Origin of the sequence: Flavobacterium sp. XS2P24 (assembly GCF_030010285.1) — a bacterium.
GTDB classification, from domain to species: Bacteria; Bacteroidota; Bacteroidia; order Flavobacteriales; family Flavobacteriaceae; genus Flavobacterium; species Flavobacterium algoritolerans.
Genome location: NZ_JASCRU010000023.1, coordinates 18,255 through 35,760 on the forward strand (window position 1 = coordinate 18,255; position 17,506 = coordinate 35,760).

At 33.3% G+C, this 17,506-nt stretch carries 14 protein-coding genes and 1 tRNA gene; 2 read left to right on the forward strand and 13 right to left on the reverse strand.

What is annotated here, in order from left to right; genetic code table 11:
• From QLS31_RS12900 to QLS31_RS12925, 6 genes are all read right to left on the reverse strand, one after another.
• Positions 1–74: transfer RNA gene (locus QLS31_RS12900), tRNA-Thr, on the reverse strand.
• 90 nt (positions 75–164) lie between these two features.
• Positions 165–467 carry a ribosome-associated translation inhibitor RaiA gene (raiA, locus tag QLS31_RS12905; RefSeq protein WP_282710507.1) on the reverse strand — a complete coding sequence of 101 codons (303 nt, stop codon included), beginning with the start codon at positions 465–467 and terminating at the stop codon, positions 165–167.
• A 35-nt stretch (positions 468–502) separates the two neighbouring features.
• Positions 503–1,399 (reverse strand): tyrosine-type recombinase/integrase, encoded by an 897-nt coding sequence (locus QLS31_RS12910; protein ID WP_282744192.1) that lies wholly within the window; start codon positions 1,397–1,399, stop codon positions 503–505.
• A gap of 70 nt (positions 1,400–1,469) precedes the next feature.
• Positions 1,470–1,664: a 30S ribosomal protein S21 gene (gene rpsU, locus QLS31_RS12915; protein ID WP_035670421.1), complete on the reverse strand. Its 195-nt coding sequence runs from the start codon at positions 1,662–1,664 to the stop codon at positions 1,470–1,472.
• Between the two features lie 272 nt (positions 1,665–1,936).
• Positions 1,937–3,106: an acyl-CoA dehydrogenase family protein gene (locus QLS31_RS12920; protein ID WP_282744193.1), complete on the reverse strand. Its 1,170-nt coding sequence runs from the start codon at positions 3,104–3,106 to the stop codon at positions 1,937–1,939.
• Positions 3,107–3,275: 169 nt separating this feature from the next.
• On the reverse strand, positions 3,276–4,154 hold the full coding sequence (locus tag QLS31_RS12925) for a helix-hairpin-helix domain-containing protein (RefSeq protein ID WP_282744194.1): 879 nt from the start codon (positions 4,152–4,154) through the stop codon (positions 3,276–3,278).
• Between the two features lie 282 nt (positions 4,155–4,436).
• Here QLS31_RS12925 and QLS31_RS12930 point away from each other — a divergent pair, with 282 nt between their 5' ends.
• Positions 4,437–5,888: an amino acid permease gene (locus QLS31_RS12930; protein ID WP_282744195.1), complete on the forward strand. Its 1,452-nt coding sequence runs from the start codon at positions 4,437–4,439 to the stop codon at positions 5,886–5,888.
• A gap of 73 nt (positions 5,889–5,961) precedes the next feature.
• Here QLS31_RS12930 and QLS31_RS12935 read toward each other — a convergent pair whose 3' ends face one another.
• From QLS31_RS12935 to QLS31_RS12965, 7 genes are all read right to left on the reverse strand, one after another.
• Positions 5,962–6,189 (reverse strand): PspC family transcriptional regulator, encoded by a 228-nt coding sequence (locus QLS31_RS12935; protein WP_099714538.1) that lies wholly within the window; start codon positions 6,187–6,189, stop codon positions 5,962–5,964.
• 67 nt (positions 6,190–6,256) lie between these two features.
• Positions 6,257–7,528 carry a DUF2851 family protein gene (locus QLS31_RS12940; protein ID WP_282744196.1) on the reverse strand — a complete coding sequence of 424 codons (1,272 nt, stop codon included), beginning with the start codon at positions 7,526–7,528 and terminating at the stop codon, positions 6,257–6,259.
• Between the two features lie 78 nt (positions 7,529–7,606).
• Positions 7,607–8,089, reverse strand: a complete 483-nt coding sequence (locus QLS31_RS12945) for a 3'-5' exonuclease (RefSeq protein ID WP_282744197.1) — start codon at positions 8,087–8,089, stop codon at positions 7,607–7,609.
• A gap of 99 nt (positions 8,090–8,188) precedes the next feature.
• Positions 8,189–9,550, reverse strand: coding sequence for a pyridoxal-phosphate dependent enzyme (locus QLS31_RS12950; protein WP_282744198.1), 1,362 nt, complete (start codon positions 9,548–9,550; stop codon positions 8,189–8,191).
• A gap of 205 nt (positions 9,551–9,755) precedes the next feature.
• A complete protein-coding gene (locus tag QLS31_RS12955; protein WP_349238941.1) occupies positions 9,756–11,639 on the reverse strand; it encodes a putative porin in 1,884 nt (627 codons plus the stop codon).
• Between the two features lie 298 nt (positions 11,640–11,937).
• Complete coding sequence (locus QLS31_RS12960; protein ID WP_282744201.1) at positions 11,938–13,566, reverse strand: RagB/SusD family nutrient uptake outer membrane protein; 1,629 nt, start codon at positions 13,564–13,566, stop codon at positions 11,938–11,940.
• A gap of 17 nt (positions 13,567–13,583) precedes the next feature.
• Positions 13,584–16,646 carry a TonB-dependent receptor gene (locus QLS31_RS12965; RefSeq protein WP_282744202.1) on the reverse strand — a complete coding sequence of 1,021 codons (3,063 nt, stop codon included), beginning with the start codon at positions 16,644–16,646 and terminating at the stop codon, positions 13,584–13,586.
• 200 nt (positions 16,647–16,846) lie between these two features.
• On the opposite strand from QLS31_RS12965, the gene QLS31_RS12970 reads away from it, so the two are divergent.
• Positions 16,847–17,506: a ribonuclease HII gene (locus QLS31_RS12970; RefSeq protein WP_282744203.1), complete on the forward strand. Its 660-nt coding sequence runs from the start codon at positions 16,847–16,849 to the stop codon at positions 17,504–17,506.

Consider the following 17,506-nt stretch of genomic DNA (forward strand, 5'->3'; position numbering starts at 1 on the left):
AGCCGGCGGAGGGACTCGAACCCACGACCTGCTGATTACAAATCAGCTGCTCTAGCCAACTGAGCTACGCTGGCGAATCAATAAAAAAAGTCCGCTATTTCTAACGGACTGCAAATGTAGAGATTTTATCTCTCAATCAAAACATTTTTTAAAAAAAATTCATATTAAATGTGCGAACTTATTCTTTCTTTCCTTTTTACCAACATTCTCTCTAAGGATTCCGCCGAAAGCTCAACTGCCTCTTCAAAAGTTTTACATTGCTTTTTTACCAAAAAATCATCTCCAGGAACATTGATTTTTACCTCGGCAATTTTATTTTCTTTATCACTTGTTTTTTCAACCTTTAAAAAAACATCTGCTGATACTACTTTGTCATAATACTTTTCCAACTTGTCCATTCTTTCTTGAACAAAATCTACTAGCTTTTTGTCAACAGCAAAGTTAACTGCATGAACACTTACCTTCATAATCATTTTTTTTAATAGTTAAACATTTCTCAAAATTACTTCCGTCCTCGTGGATGCGCTTCTTTATATACACTTTTCAGTTCCGATAAACTACTGTGCGTATATATCTGCGTCGATGCCAGACTAGAATGACCTAATAATTCCTTGACTGAATTTAAATCCGCTCCATTATTTAACAAATGCGTTGCAAAAGTATGTCTCAATATATGGGGGCTCTTTTTTACTTTTTCAGAGACAGTACTAAAGTAAGAATTTATTAATCGATACACAAAGGAATCATTTAATTTTAACCCTTTTTTTGTGAGAAATAAATAATCACAATCCACAATAGATAACAAACCTCCTCGCTCTTCCAAGTACGAAGCAAACTGATCTTTTATTATTGGCAAAACAGGAAGAATTCGCTCCTTATTTCGCTTACCCAACACTTTTATTGTGCTACCAGACAAATCAATGTTTGAAATTTTCAAACCTATCAACTCCGCTCTACGCATTCCTGTAGTGTAAAACAAATCAACAATAAGTTTATTTCTAATCCCTTCAAAACCAACAGTATTTTGCATCACACCCAAAGCATCAACAACCTCCTTTTCAGAAAAAGGAATCTGCAACAACTTCGTAGCCTTTAATGCCTTGTGCTTCAACAACGGACTCACTTCTATCTGCTTAGTTTTTAATAGAAATTTATAAAATGCTTTTAAGGATGCAATTTTTCTATTAACTGAAGTATTTGATATATCATTATCAACAAGAGACACAATCCAACTTCTAATTTGACTGTAATTAACTTGCTCTACGTTCTCTTGGTCAAAATGTATCGTATTGAATGATTCGAAAGAAGTAATGTCATTACAATACCCTGTAACGGTATGTGAAGAATATTTTTTCTCCAACTGTAGATAATCCCGAAATGCGTCTTTATTAGTAGCCATAAAAAAACCGTTAGCATCAAAGTTATAAAACTTTTAATGACTAACGGTATTTTATTTTAATAGATATTGACTAACTCTCTAAGTTATCTCTCATATTTTGGATATAAGCCGCTTTTTGAATTTTGATTCTATTTGTAACTGAAGGCTTAATAAAAGCAGTACGTGCTCTTAGTTGACGAACAGTTCCTGTTTTATCAAATTTTCTTTTGTAACGTTTTAACGCTCTATCGATATTTTCTCCGTCTTTAATTGGTATAATTAACATAATATAGACACCCCCTTTCTTTAAGTGTGCAAAAGTAAACATTATTTTTACTTTATCGCTATTTATTGTTATTTATTTTGGGTGTGCCGGCTATGACGTGTTTTGGTTCCTTGAACGTAACTGCTTGCCGTCAGGCTATGCGCTACAATCTTTATTTGCTGCTACGCATCTATAAAGGATTTCCACTTCTATCCTTCACACAAAAAAAGAGCCTTGAAAAACAAGACTCTTACTATTATTTACAACTCGTGCCTTAACACATGAAAACCAAACTATTTTACAGCAGGCTCATAATTTTGATTGTCAATAATCATTTTCCCTAAAATTTCTTTTAAGATTTCTGATGTTCCTCCACCGATAGGCCCTAAACGACTATCTCTAAACAAGCGTGCTAACGGATACTCTTCCATGTAACCGTAGCCTCCTAGCATTTGTAAACAACTGTAAATGGTCTCATCGGCTACTTTTGTAGATTTCAATTTTGCCATTGTTGCTTCTTTAACTACATATTCCCCTTTATCAAGACGGGCTACCGCAGCATAATTGAAAATTTTACAGTGCTCTACTTCAGTTGCGTGCTCCACAAGTGTGTGACGCAAGGCCTGAAACTTACTTATTTTTTTTCCAAAAGCCTCACGTTGTGACATATAATCAATAGTATAATCAATAGCATATTCACCTCTAGCGTGTGCATTAATAGCCATAATTAAACGCTCTAAAGCAAAATGCTGCATGATATAAGCAAATCCTTTTCCTTCTTCACCCATTAAATTTTCAGCAGGGATTTCTACATTATCAAAGGCAATCTCTGCTGTATCCGATGCTCTCCAACCTAGTTTATCAAGTTTTGAAGCTGATATCCCTTTCAAACCCGTATCCATCAAAAAAATACTAATTCCCTTGTTACCCAGTTCTGGGTTTGTTTTTGCAGCTACAATGTAATAATCAGCATAAACACCATTAGTTATAAACGTTTTAGAACCATTTATAATATACTTATCTCCTTTTTTTACAGCATTTGTGCGCATTCCCGCAACATCACTACCTCCAAAAGGCTCCGAGATACATAAAGCACCTATTTTCTTTCCAGCGATACTTGACACTAAGTAGTCTTGTTTCATTCTTTCGTCACCTTCGGCATTTAAGTGTGTCATAGCCAAATAAGCATGAGCCCACATGGCTGCGGCAAAACCAGATGATTTTATTTTTTGTAATTCCTCAAGAAAAATAACCGTGTAAAACAAATCTAAATCAAGTCCGCCATAAGCTTCTGGATAGGCAATACCAAAATATCCCATTTCTCCGAATTTTTCCCAAATAAAACGTTCTATTGTACCAGTTTTTTCCCATTTCTCAATATGAGGAACAACTTCTTTTTGCAAAAAATCTTTTAAACTTTCTCTAAACGCTTGGTGTTCTTCAGTGAAATAAATTGAATTCATATATTATATATATTTTTTTTTAACAAATAGTATTAATTGAAACATAATGATGCAGTAATGCCTCAGATTTCTTTTTTTTTAACGGTTAAAATAATTAGTGAATAAAAGTGCTACATCAATTTTAAAATGTCTTAAAACACAATTTTCACGAGCTTAAAATTTGATTCTTCTAATTAAAGTCCAAATATAAGCCAATTACTTTTGCTTTATCAACAGGAAATCCCTTAATTTTTGTTAAATCCTCAATATTACTAATATTTCCTCTCATACTTCTATGAGTAACAATTTCTTTTGCTAAAGCGTATCTGAAATAATAAAACTGGGAAAGCTCTTTTAAAGAAGCGTTATTAATATCTATTTTCTTAAAATTTGGAAGTACTGAAACTTTAAAATGAGTGTTTAGATTCTCAATCACTTCAGGTGATAATCCCCAAACATCTTTCATTTGTTCCATGGAAACAAATCCTCCTAAACTTTCTTTTTGTTTTAAAATACGTAAAGAAATCGCCTCACCTATTCCGTAAATTTTTATCAAATCCTCCTTGGATGCCTGATTGATATCGATTAAAACGATTTTTTCTTTTTTGGCGAAAGCCTGATTTGGATATTCTTTAAATTCTTTCTTATTATTTACCCAATCAGGAAATTTAAAATAAGGAGCCATCACATTTAACAATGAGTCCGAAATTTTAGTTACGTTTTGAAATTCCTTAGGCGAATTAACATATTTATTTTGTTTTCTAAAAGCCAACAAGCGGTCAATTTCTTTCACTGACATTCCTAACTTGTATCCTTTATAATCAGTTATGAAATTAGGATTAAAAAGATACATTTTAGGCAACTTCCTGTTATTATCTACTTTCATAGAATCAACTTTAGACTGAAGAGAAAGCCATTTTTGCTTATCAGGATATTCTTTTGTTTCAAAACCAAAGTCCACAAAAAAGTAAATCATTTGTAAAAGAATTATGATTACGAACAATGTGAAAATACCCGTGCGTTGCTCTCGAGTATAATTAAAGAAAATTCGCACAGTTTTAAAATTCATTTATAATATGAGGATTATATAGAGTAAATTAAGATTCATAAATTTATAAATTAAATCAAGACCTATCACTTTCTAAGAAAAAATATTTAAAAGAAGTCAAACTTATTTCAAAAACAGAGTGACAATCAGTACAGCTACATTCAAAAAAAGTTTTTTCTCATACTAAACCCCAAATAAAGACAATTAAATTACTTTTTTATAACTTAAAATTAAATTATTGTTTTTATTTTTTATAAAAAACTATACATTTGGAGCTTAATAACAAACAAAACCATATAACCCATGTCAATTTGGAAAACTAAACCACTCTCGGTATTGCTAAATGAAGCATCAGAATCCGAAAAAGGATTAAAAAGGACTTTGTCTTCACGTTCATTAGTAGCACTTGGAGTTGGAGCAATTATTGGAGCAGGATTATTCTCATTAACAGGAATTGCTGCCGCAGAACATGCTGGTCCAGCAGTTACACTTTCATTTATTTTAGCCGCCGTAGGATGTGCTTTTGCAGGACTTTGTTATGCTGAGTTCGCATCAATGATACCTGTAGCAGGTAGTGCTTACACGTACTCATACGCAACTATGGGAGAATTTATGGCTTGGATTATCGGTTGGGATTTAGTCCTTGAATACGCATTAGGAGCCGCTACAGTAGGTGTGAGTTGGTCGCGATATTTACTGGAATTATTAAACAAATACGGAATACATCTCCCTCATGATTTGATATGTTCTCCCTGGGAAACATTAAAATTAAGCGACGGAACTGTAATAGAAGGCGGAATCATTAATCTTCCTGCTATTTTTATAGTTTCGATGCTATCTTTATTACTGATAAGAGGAACTAAAGAATCTGCATCTATAAACAACTTTCTGGTTGTTGTAAAAGTAATAGTGGTTATCATGTTTATTGTTTTAGGTTGGAGCTTTATTGACACTGCTAATTACACACCTTACATTCCTGAAAACACAGGAGTTTTTGGAGAATTTGGATGGTCAGGAATTGCTGCAGGAGCTGGAACTGTATTCTTTGCCTTCATTGGTTTTGATGCTGTTTCTACAGCTGCTCAAGAGGCAAAAAATCCACAAAAAGGGATGCCAATTGGTATTTTAGGATCTCTTATTATTTGTACTATTCTATATGTATTATTTGCTCACGTAATGACTGGACTTGTTCCTTATAATGAATTTGCCGGAGATGCTAAACCAGCAGCAACTGCATTTGCAAGAACTGGATATACCTTTTTACAAACTGGTTTAATCGTAGCTATTTTAGCGGGTTATACTTCGGTAATGCTTGTGATGTTAATGGGACAAAGCCGTGTTTTTTATACGATGAGTAAAGATGGTTTATTACCTTCTTTCTTCAGTGATATTCATGCAAAATTCAGAACACCGTGGAAAACAAATCTTTTCTTTATGGTATTTGTAAGCCTTTTTGCAGGTTTTGTACCAGTAAGTGATTTAGGTCATATGGTAAGTATTGGAACATTATTAGCCTTCGTTTTAGTATGTATCGGAGTTTTAGTAATGCGTAAAAAAATGCCAGATGCGCCAAGATCTTTCCGCACGCCTTTAGTACCATTTGTACCAATTGCAGGAATCCTAATCTGTTTAGCCTTGATGTATTCATTACCAAATGAAAGCTGGGCGAGACTTGTTATTTGGATGGCATTAGGTGTTGCCATTTACTTTGTTTACGGAAAGAAAAACAGTAAATTGAACAATCCAGACAAATAAAATTTCATCATAAATAAAAAAGGGATTATAAAGTATCAACTACTTTATAATCCCTTTTTTTATTTATAGCTATTTACAAATCAAAAACCGAGGTCCGCTTGGCGCGAATTAAATCCTTCAAACGAATCCAAAAAGCCAACGTGAGGTAGACTGCAAACCACAACCCTACAGTAACAAAAGACAAATAGATAAAAAACAATCGCACACTACTGGCACGCATTCCCAAAGTATCCGCTAAACGAGAGGAAACATGAAAACCATGTTTTTCAAAAAAGAACTTTAGTTTAATTACTACTGACATTTTATGAGTTATGAATTATGAGCAAAATTACGATTTTTTCGAATAAACTAATGACCGAATCAACAAATCAACATTTTTTCATCAATTCCGAACCTATAACGCATTCTAAACACTTACTTTTATTACAATACTCATTCTTGAGTTGCAACAAAGATTGCGTTTCAAAAGCAGTTTTTGACTGTATTCCAAAAGAAGTAAATTTTTCAATAATGGCATTTTTCTCCGCAACAACTTCATTTAAAAGCTGTATTAAATCCTCCGAAATTTCTTTTCCCTGACTTTTAGCAAAAGTAAATTGAATTGGAATTATAGTATTTATAACAATTAAATCAATGAAAGATTTAGATAGTTTTCTCTGTTTCATCGGACTTTCTTTATCAAACTGATAATGGTTTTGCCAATACTCCGAAGCCACAATTTGAAATAATTCGTAAGTACTTTTTAATGAACTTAAACTATTTATTTTCGAAAATAAATTCTGGTGACTATGGTATAAATTAGCTAATTGTGAGAGTCTTATCGTCGGAAAATTATCTGGACGATGCTTGAAAAACTGTACAGGTTCTATACAAAATTTCTCTATTTGATACTTATGCAACAAGTAGAAATACCTGAATTTTAAATCCTTAAAATAGTTATCTTCTTTTTCGGAATCCAATAATCCGGCAGTACCAAAAATTAATGCTTCTATATTTTCCACTTCAAAACTTTCCTTTCTAATTATCGAAAAAGGAATAGATTGTGCCATTCTATAAAAAATTTCACCGTTTGTATTTAAACCAAAATTCTTAGCCAACAGACAGAACAAAACTCCTTCCCAATCTTGATTGGTTTGTTCCAATAAATCAAATATAGGCTGGGATTTCCTTTCTAACCGTTCAAAAAACAACCTTTCTTGCCAGTTTTTCAATGCAAACTCGTCAACATCTTTTAGCTGCTTTTCGCAAAAAATCCATGATTTTGGAGTCATTAAAGACTGATAATTTTCCAGAATAGCTTTTTCGACATATTCTTTTAATGCTAAAACAGGAATTTCAGAATTATCGCTTCTAAAAACTGCTACATCATGTTCCCAAACCACATGCAAAATTACATTTTCATAACCCACATCTTTTTCGTGATGATGCACATACCAATCCGAAGACTTAATATGAATTTCAACATTACCAGCCCATTTTTGAGTACCAATAACTATCTGAGCATTAAAAAAATCAGGACCTGCCAATTCAAGATATTGACCTACATTGACAATTGTAATTTCCTCGTTGTTGACAGTCTTTAAATTCAGAACATCAAACTTCTTAAACTTCCAGAGGTAATGTAGAAAATCTTCTTTCATTTTTTTTCAGATAATAGAGTATATACTTGGAGACAGGAGACTTCTAAAATAAGGAAAAAAAACTAAAATGAAAGAATTTTATTTCAACATATATAATTTGGCACAAGCCCGAGCATCTGATAATGCTTCGTGATGGTTTAAAGCTATATTCATTTCTCGACAACAATCACTTAATTTAGTTGGTTTCAATCCTTTGGCTTTGTAAATTTTTACAGTGCATTCCCAACGCGAAGCGATATTCAAATCGGCATAATCAAAACCATAAAGTGCCATCGATTTAGCAAGAACATTTCTGTCAAAACTTTCATTATGAGCCACAACCACTCTATTTTGCAAACGTTTTTGAATTTCAGGATACACTTGTGCAAATGATTTTGCATGCACCGTATCTCGTGGATATATCCCGTGAACTTGAATCGTAAAAGGAGAATACAGATTATTTGGAGGCTTAATTAAACTAACAAACTCATCTACAATTATTCCGTTTTCAACGGTAACAATTCCTACCGAACACGGATGGTATGCGGTTGCGGTTTCAAAATCTATGGCAGTGAAAGTCATATTATATGTTTGTTATAAATCTGAAAAGCCACAAATTTAACGAAATAAACTCGTCAAATTTATGGCTTTAAAAATTTTAATATTTTGATTCTAAAATTTTTACTTTATAGATCCAATAATATCATATTTAGTAATAATATGGTGACTTCCATTTTCTAATTCAATCAAAACTGCTTCATTCTCTTTAGTAAATAATCGAGAAACTTCTTCTATTGAAGTTCCAAATTTCACTATTGGAAATGGTTTTCCCATAACTTCTTTTATAGGTTTATCAGCAACATTTTTATCGGCAACATAACTTTGAAACAAATCACTTTCATCAACAGAACCAACAAAACCTGTAACATCAATCACCGGAATTTGAGAAATTTTGTATTTACGCATTCTTTCAATAGCGTGCGAAACTAATTCCTCGGTACGCACAACAATCAATGGTTTATCGATATGATCTTTGATTACATCTTCGGCTTTTGTAATTTCTTCGTCCAGAAAACCACGTTCACGCATCCAATCATCGTTGAACATTTTACCTACGTAACGACTTCCTGAATCATGAAAAAGAACCACAACAACATCTTCAGGCTTAAAATGTTCTTTAAGCTGCAACAATCCTTTTATTGCTGCTCCTGCTGAATTACCTACAAATATTCCTTCTTCAAGTGCAATTTTACGGGTATAAACCGCTGCATCTTTATCAGTTACTTTTGTAAATCCATCAATCAAAGAAAAATCAACATTTTTGGGAAGAATATCTTCTCCAATTCCTTCTGTGATATACGAATAGATTTCATTTTCATCAAAAATTCCTGTTTCATGGTATTTTTTAAATACTGAACCATACGTATCAATTCCCCAAATTTTAATGTTTGGATTTTTCTCTTTCAAATATTTAGCCACTCCGGAAATTGTTCCGCCAGTTCCTACACCAACAACAAAATGAGTAATTTTACCTCCTGTTTGCTCCCAAATTTCCGGACCCGTTTGCTCGTAATGTGCGATAGCATTTGAAGGATTATCGTATTGATTCACATACCAAGAATTAGGTGTTTCTTTGGCTAATCTTTTGGAAACTGAATAATAGGAACGTGGATCAGTAGGCTCGACATCAGTAGGACAAACCACTACTTTAGCACCAACAGCACGAAGTATATCCATTTTCTCTTTAGACTGTTTATCAGAAATCACACAAATCAGTTTGTATCCTTTTATGATGGCTACTAATGCTAATCCCATTCCTGTATTCCCAGAAGTTCCTTCAATAATGGTTCCGCCCGGTTTTAATCGTCCATCAGCCTCTGCATCTTCAATCATTTTTACTGCCATTCTGTCCTTTACAGAATTTCCCGGATTGAAAGTTTCTACCTTAGCAAGTACCAAAACATCTACTTCTGCAGTTACTTTATTCAGTTTTACTAAAGGTGTGTTCCCTATTGTGCCTAATATATTTTCTGCGTAGCGCATTTTATGTTGAATTTAAGATTGTGATTTGTTGTAAATACTAATACAAAGATAGTATTTTGTTATAAAAATATTCTGGTTTACGGAATTTTGCGTTAGTGATGGTAGCGACATCCTTTACTTGCTTCCTTTAAGCAAGTAAAGATACAGTGGACAGCGCGGGAAACGCCCAAGAAAAAACATTTAAAAGGTATGTTATTGCCCGAAATTAATTAAAGAAGTTCCAAATTAACCCGAAACGAATCGTGAAATCACGCGATGGATTATTTGGTGAGGAATAAAAATTATTACCCATTAGAGATGAATTAAAATGCTCCGCTTTGAAATAAATACGTGTTCTTTGAATTTTTGCGTTTATAAAAAAATCAAAGTTTGGATGATTTCCAATTTGTTTATCATTTTGCACAAAAAACTCTCCAATAACCGGATTGTAATCACTTGCATAATATTTCGTGAAATAATTTAATACAATTCCTGTTTGCAAAAATAAAGCACGTTTGAATAAATAATTGGAGTAATAAAACGTATTTCTTATTACTATTTCAGGAACATTTAAAATGGCATCTTGCTGCTCTACTTTTTGATATAAAATAGTGTTGTCTAAAGCAAAGTTTCCAAATGTCAATTCTCTACTTAATTTTACAGATAAGTAATTTATAGTCCCATCGTATTGTGACGGAGCCACTATTTGTGTTTTTGCGAGTGCTTGTTCAGAAGTTGACGCATCGTTAAAATACAAATGATCTTTTAAAACTGAAAATTGTACTTCTGCATCTACCCATGGAGTAATTGCATTAGCGCTAATTGTATTTATTTTTTCGTTCTTGAAATCATTTGACCAATTGTACTGAACGTAACTACTTTGATGTAGATTGTAATTACTGTTTGGCAGTTTATTTATGTTCTGGTATTGAAATGAAAATTGGGTTTCGTCATTAAGATCATAATCTAATTTAGCATCAAGATTTGACAATGACTGCGCCGTTACTGATCTTGAGTATAAAAATTTACCATTCCATTTATTTTTTCTATATTCATATTGACCACCAACACTATTAATTTCCTGACTGAATGAACTTGGTATCACATTTTGATTATCAAAAATCAATATCTGGTCGTAATAATAATTCGATCTAAAATCATCTGCAAAAAACTGGAATTTACCTAAAATAGCATTCTCATAAACCAACCCAACTCTATTATACATTTTATTATAACGCGTTTGGTCATTTATCCCGCTATTTTTAAAAGATTCGCCAAATCTATATACAATTGTGTTACCTACTGTTGATGGAACGGTGGCCTGATTGTATTCGAAAAATTTATTTTCATAATTGAACTGATGGGTTAAATACAAGTTATTATTCCCTTTTTCTGAATTTATCCTGAAATTATGGTCCAGAAATATTCTTTTTCCTTTAAGAAAAGACTTAGCATCTGAAAAGTAAACTTCAAATCGTTGGCGATTATTATAGTTTGGATCTTCACTTTCGAAATCATCTATTGTTGTTATTCCCCCATTTTCCTCATTCAGAATGTCTTGAAAAGTATAATGCACTTTAGCAAAATAGCGCTTATTTTTGGTGTTAAAATTTGTCGTAAATCTAAAATTACCTGTACTGGACAACTGATTAATATATTCCCCTTCTGAACGCAAACCTTTATATGCAATAGAAAAATTAAGATTTTCAGAAGTATTCAAGGTTATAAATGCATCTACAGATTGTCCTTTTCTAACAGTAGTTTTAAAATACAATTCGGTCACAGGGGTAGCTACAGAACTGTACCTTATTTGGTTAGCTTCTAAAAAATTGAAATGTTTTGCTTTAAAACCGAATTCCGGATAAGGTGAAAAATCGGTTAAACTATATTGTAATGTATTATAGGTTTGTCCATCATTTGCAAAAGGTAAAAGCCCAAAAATATCTTTTCGCAAATAATTATGACTGTATTCTTTTTGAATGGTAAGAGAAGTATCAATATAAGTTGTATCATTTTCGATTGTAATAAAACGATACATGTCAATGGTAGCGATTTTTTCACTTATCTTTTTAATCGAATCAGAACTGTTGTATCTACTATCAATTCTCAATTTTTGAATCTTTTTCTCTTGAGAAAATAATAGCGTTGGGGATGCTAAAAAAAATAAAAAAAAGAGAATTCTCATTTGTAGGGATATATAATTAAGCAATTATTTTAAATCTTATAATTGAACAAAGGTAAATCATTAGGAGTTATGAATAAAAAAAGAAGCACAAATATGAAATTAAAAAAATAAAATTAAAATGAGAATCTATAAAAAAAACAGTAGTAAACATAAGTTCACTACTGTTCTAAAACTGTACTTTATTTATTATTAATCCTCTATCACTTTTTCAGGAATAGACAATTTAATAACCAGGATTTTGTTGAGCCCTTAAAGTTGGGTTTGAATTAGTTTCTAATATCGGTATTGGCCAAATAAATTTAAAGTCTGTGTAAGGAATCGCATTCACAGTTAATGCTCCTGTATAAGGCGTTCCTAATGCATAAGCAGGTGATGCAAGTGCTAAACTTGAAAATCCACCATTTGCTACTTTTGCAGGTATACCCACAATTGGAGCTAAGTCATCATTTTGCAACCTGCTAATATCCGCCCATCTACGCCCTTCCATTACAAATTCAATTCTTCTTTCTACTAAAATGGCTCTCAATAATTCTACATTGTTAGCAAATGACGTAGCAGTATAAGATTGAGTTACTGGTGCTGCTAACGAACGATTTCTAACTGAGTTCAATCGTGCTAATCCATTAACCAAATCATTTTGCCTAGCATAAGCTTCAGCCATATTTAATGCAACTTCCGCATATCTTATAACAGGTGAAGCGTCTGTCTTATTTACACCATCTTTATACTTTTTAGTAAATTTAGTTCCTGGATAGTAAGCAGTTGCTCCGGTTACAACCATGGTTCCCTCTGCTCTACGTTTATCATCGGATAACCAACTTGGATTTCTCCAAATTATTGGACTGATCGCTACTAGACCTCTACCATTTGAGGGAAGAGGAAATGGAGGGTGATACATACTTGCTAATGCACCGTTTGGTCCAGGATTGTTTACTGCACTTTGAGCAAGAGAGAAAATTGACTCTGTATTGCTTAAGTTACTCGAAAAAGGAGTATCTGGGTTAGCCGTAATTGTATACAATCCATTTAGTTTAATTCCTTCTGAAATTACCTTATCCCATCTGCGCATATGCAAATACACTCTAGTTTTGTAAGCGATTGCTGCTTCTTTAGTTATTCTCTCAATTTTAGCTGTTAGCGATCTTACGCTTTTTGATGCAGTTAATGCTTCAGCATCGTCAAGATCTTTTAAGATTTTATCATAGCACTCAGCAACGGTATTTCTACCTTGTAAAAGACTTGCCTCAATATTTGTAGCAGTATTATTTGGAATTTCTCTGTAGGGAATCCCAAGATTAGTACTTGGATTATCTTGGAATGGTCTCGCATGATGTATTAAAATTTCATTGTGTGCAATAGCTCTAAAAAACTTGGCCTGTCCTATGTAATCATCAGCAACTGCTTGAGTAATGGTACCCGCTTGTAATGCATTAGTTACTCCTTCAATTATTATGTTAGCTCTGTTGATTAAACGATATCCATCTGCCCAATAGAAAGTATTGTTAGCGGTAGTAGTGTCATAAGTCCCTGTGTAAGTTAATTGGTAAAAAGTAGCTAAGTTCACAGCGTCTTCACCTCTATTATCTCCTTGTTGCACAAATGCAGCACCAAAAATATAGCCTCTCGGATTTCCACCATTAAAGTCTCCTAGTGCAGCCGCGTTGTACATACCAGTTACAGACAGCTCAATTAAAGCTGGAGTTGTGAAAGCAGCAGTTTCGGAGATACTGTTAAACGGTTCTAGTTCGATAGTTTTTTCCTCGCTACATGACGTGAATAACGTAGTTGTCAAAAATACTGAAGCTAATAATTTTGAACCCCAACTATTTAAGAATTTATTTTTATTTTTCATCTTATTTATTTTTTGAATTAGAAACTAACATTTAGCCCCATTGTAAATATTGTCGTTCTTGGAGTTCCATTTAAATCTACTCCTCCAATTTCCATTTCTGGATCTAAACCTTTATACTTTGTAATTACAAGTAGATTTTGTCCTTGTACATAAAATCTAAATTTATCGATGTTTAATTTTTCTATAAAGTTTCTACCAAAACTGTAACCAAGCGTTATATTATCAAGCTTTACAAAGTCACCATTTTCTAAGAATCTAGTTGATGCTTGATTTATGTTAATAAAAGTTTCTCTGTCATCTCTAAGCCTTGGTGTCCATCCATCTCCAGGATTTGCAGCACTTTGCCATCTACCGAGAATCTCAGTACTGTTATTGTTAAAGTTTTGTCCTAAACCTTCTCTTCTTGTTGAATTGAAAATTTTATTTCCTCCACTAAAACGAAACATGAAAGTAAAATCTAAATTTTTATATTTCATTGTGTTTATAATGGACCCAAAGTAAGTAGGAAGTACGTTACCTATAATGCTTTTGTCTGCTGCTGTTAACGATGATGCGACAGAGATATCAGCTGGATTGGCTGGGTTAAAAACCCTGTAAGCTTGAGTGTCAATATTTCCTTGAACTAAAGATCCGTCGCTTTTGTAGTATACTGGATTTCCGTTTGTAGGATTCACTCCGAAATATTTAAATCCAAAAATAGAGTTCGGCGATTCTCCTTCTCTTAGTAAATTGTCACCAGATAAGATGTCTTGCCCATTAACCAATGTTACGACTTCACTTTTAACAAATGAGACGTTAGCGTTGATGTTCCAAGTAAATTTGTCACCTCTAAAAGCGTCAAAATCCAAAGATAATTCATGTCCAGTATTTCTCAAAGCTCCAATATTTTGAGATATTGAGTTACCTGGTACACCTAAAGAAATTGGTTGTGGCACTGCTAAAATTAAACCATTCTGATTATTAATGAAGTAGTCATAAGTTAATTTTAAGCGATTACTAAATAAACTTAAATCAACTCCGTAGTCTGTTTTTAGAGATGTTTCCCATCTTAATTGATCGTTTCCTGCTTGTGAATAAGCGATACCGTTATAATCTGCATATTTTGCATTATTATATAATCCTAGATAAGGATAGTTACCTATGTTCACATTTCCAACTTCAGCATAAGATGCTCTTAATTTAAAGTCAGAAACGATATTTTCTAGACCAGACATGAAGTTTTCTTTACTTACTGTCCAACCTGCAGATACCCCTGGGAAAGTTCCCCATTTATTTGCAGTTGGTAATGAAGAAATTCCATCTGTACGGATCGAACCTTGTACAAAATATTTCTCTTTGTAATTGTAGTTCAATCTAGCTGCATAAGATATAATTCCATTTTCTGAAAGTGATCCTCCCGAAACTGGTGTCGTGTATGATCCAGAAATTACATTTTCATTGAAGAAAGTTGATGATAAACCATTACCACCAGCAAAGAAGTTACTTACTCTTTGTTGTTGCGCCTCATATATACCCGTCGCTGATACATTGTGTGATTCTCCAAATGTTTTATTATAAGATAAAACGTTTTGAACATTCCAACGCGTTAAGTTAGAAAAGTCATTTCGAATGAGTCCTGCTACACCAACTCCATCTCCATTAATAGGATTTAAGTAAGTAAACCCTTCAGTTCCTATTGCATCAACACTTGCTTGAGTTTTAAAGTTTACGCTGTTAGAAAATCTAATATTCGCGTACAAGCTTGCCAAAGTTCTATCTATTTTAGATCGTAAAACATTATTATCTAAAACATATCTTATGTTTGGTATGTTATTTGCAATTATTGAAAAATTTTCTCCTTGCCCTACAGACGGACCGCTTATGTTATAGCCCGTTGGATTTGTTGGGTCGAATACTGGTGTATTTGGCAGTTGTCTTGCTGCATTAAACATTAATCCAGATAAACTGTTTGTACCAACATTTAATCCTGTGTTTGTAGTTCTAGAAACAGCAATGTTTGTTCCTATTGTTAACCAAGGTCTAATCTTTTGATCAACATTTCCTCTAAGATTGTATCTTGTTTGCTCATTAGCTAGTGCTACACCCTCTTGATTGTTGTAACCCATCGAGAAGTAATAGCTTGTTTTATCTGTTGAACCAGATAAGGATAAATTGTGATCTACTTGTAAAGCACTTGATCTAAGAACAGCTTTTTGCCAATCAGTGTTGAAAGTAGTTCCGTTAGCCCATGCTGAAACTCCTCTGTTGCTTCTTTTCTCGTTCGAAATTGTTATGAAATCAGGTGTTTTTAATAAATCAAGGAATTTTACTGGTTGTAAAACTCCAATGTAAGTATTGTAATTTGCTGTAAATCTACCACCTTTACCTTTTTTCGTTGTAATTAAAATTACTCCGTTTGCCGCTCTAGACCCATAGATAGCTGTTGCTGATCCGTCTTTAAGAACTTCAGTTGATTCGATATCTGCTGGGTTGATATCACCTAACGCGTTTGTGTTAGCGTATCCACCTACATCGCCAGTAAAAATCGGCACACCATCTACCACTACTAATGGAAAAGTACCAGATGAAATAGATCCAACTCCACGGATACGTATTACAGGTGCTTGACCTAATACTCCAGAGTTAGTTGTAACTTGTACTCCGGCAGCTCGACCAGCAAGTTGCGATTCAAAACTAGGTGTAGCTAAATTTGCTATAGCACTACCCTTAATTGATGTAATAGAACCTGTTACGTCTTTTTTCTTTTGTGTACCGTAACCAACAACAACAACTTCCTCTAAAGTATTATCTTGTTGCTCCATTTTAATACTAAGTGTAGAAGAAGCTCCAACACTTGCTGTAGTCTCTTTCATACCTACAAAAGAAAATACTAAAACTTCACCTGCACTAGCCTTAATGGAATACTTTCCGTCAAAATCAGTTTGTGCACTTCTATTTGTACCTCTAACAACAACGTTAGCTCCAGGAACTGGCCCAGTAGCATCTGTAACCACACCAGTAACAGTCTTTTCTTGTGCAAACGCAAATTGCATTGACAATGCCAATAGCAACGAAAAAATCCATTTGAATTTTGATCTCATATTAATTTTGTTTTGAATTAGTTATTTCACAAAAATCATAATAATTTCTTAAAGCAGCAAATTTATTTCATAAATAACGAAATTAACATTTGTTAAAGTTTCCGCTCAAAATAGTAGAGTAACTCACTATTTTTTGATATTTACTCTTATTAAATATTGATATTCTTACATAAATCAATATTTTTGTCAAAATTAATACAATGTTAAGCCCCTTTTTTTTAACACAAAATTTAGAAACTGGAACTGACGAAGCGGGTCGTGGTTGCCTTGCAGGACCAGTTACTGCAGCAGCTGTGATTTTACCCTCTGATTTTCAAAACAATACACTAAATGACAGTAAACAACTATCTGAAAAAGCGAGAGAAAAATTAAGACCTATTATAGAGCAAGAATGCATTTCATTTGCGGTAACTCATCTGGAACCTTTAATAATCGATGAAATAAACATTCTGAATGCATCTATAAAAGCAATGCAGGAAAGCATTCTAAAATTAGACCCAAGACCTGAATCTATTATTGTAGACGGAAATAGTCCATTAATACCTAAAGGAGGAATTAAAAATCGCGGAGGAAAGATTTTTACCGATGCTGAGATTGAAATCCTAAATTCGATTCCGAATGCGAGTATTATAAAAGGCGATTCCAAATACATGAGTATTGCAGCCGCTTCTGTACTGGCAAAAACATATCGTGATGAATATATGAATCGGATTCATGAGGAATACCCAATGTACAACTGGAAACAAAACAAAGGTTACCCTACCAAAGAACACCGAGAAGCAATTCGGATCTACGGAGTTACAAAATACCACCGAATGACATTTCGCTTATTGCCGGAACAGTATACTTTTGATTTTTGA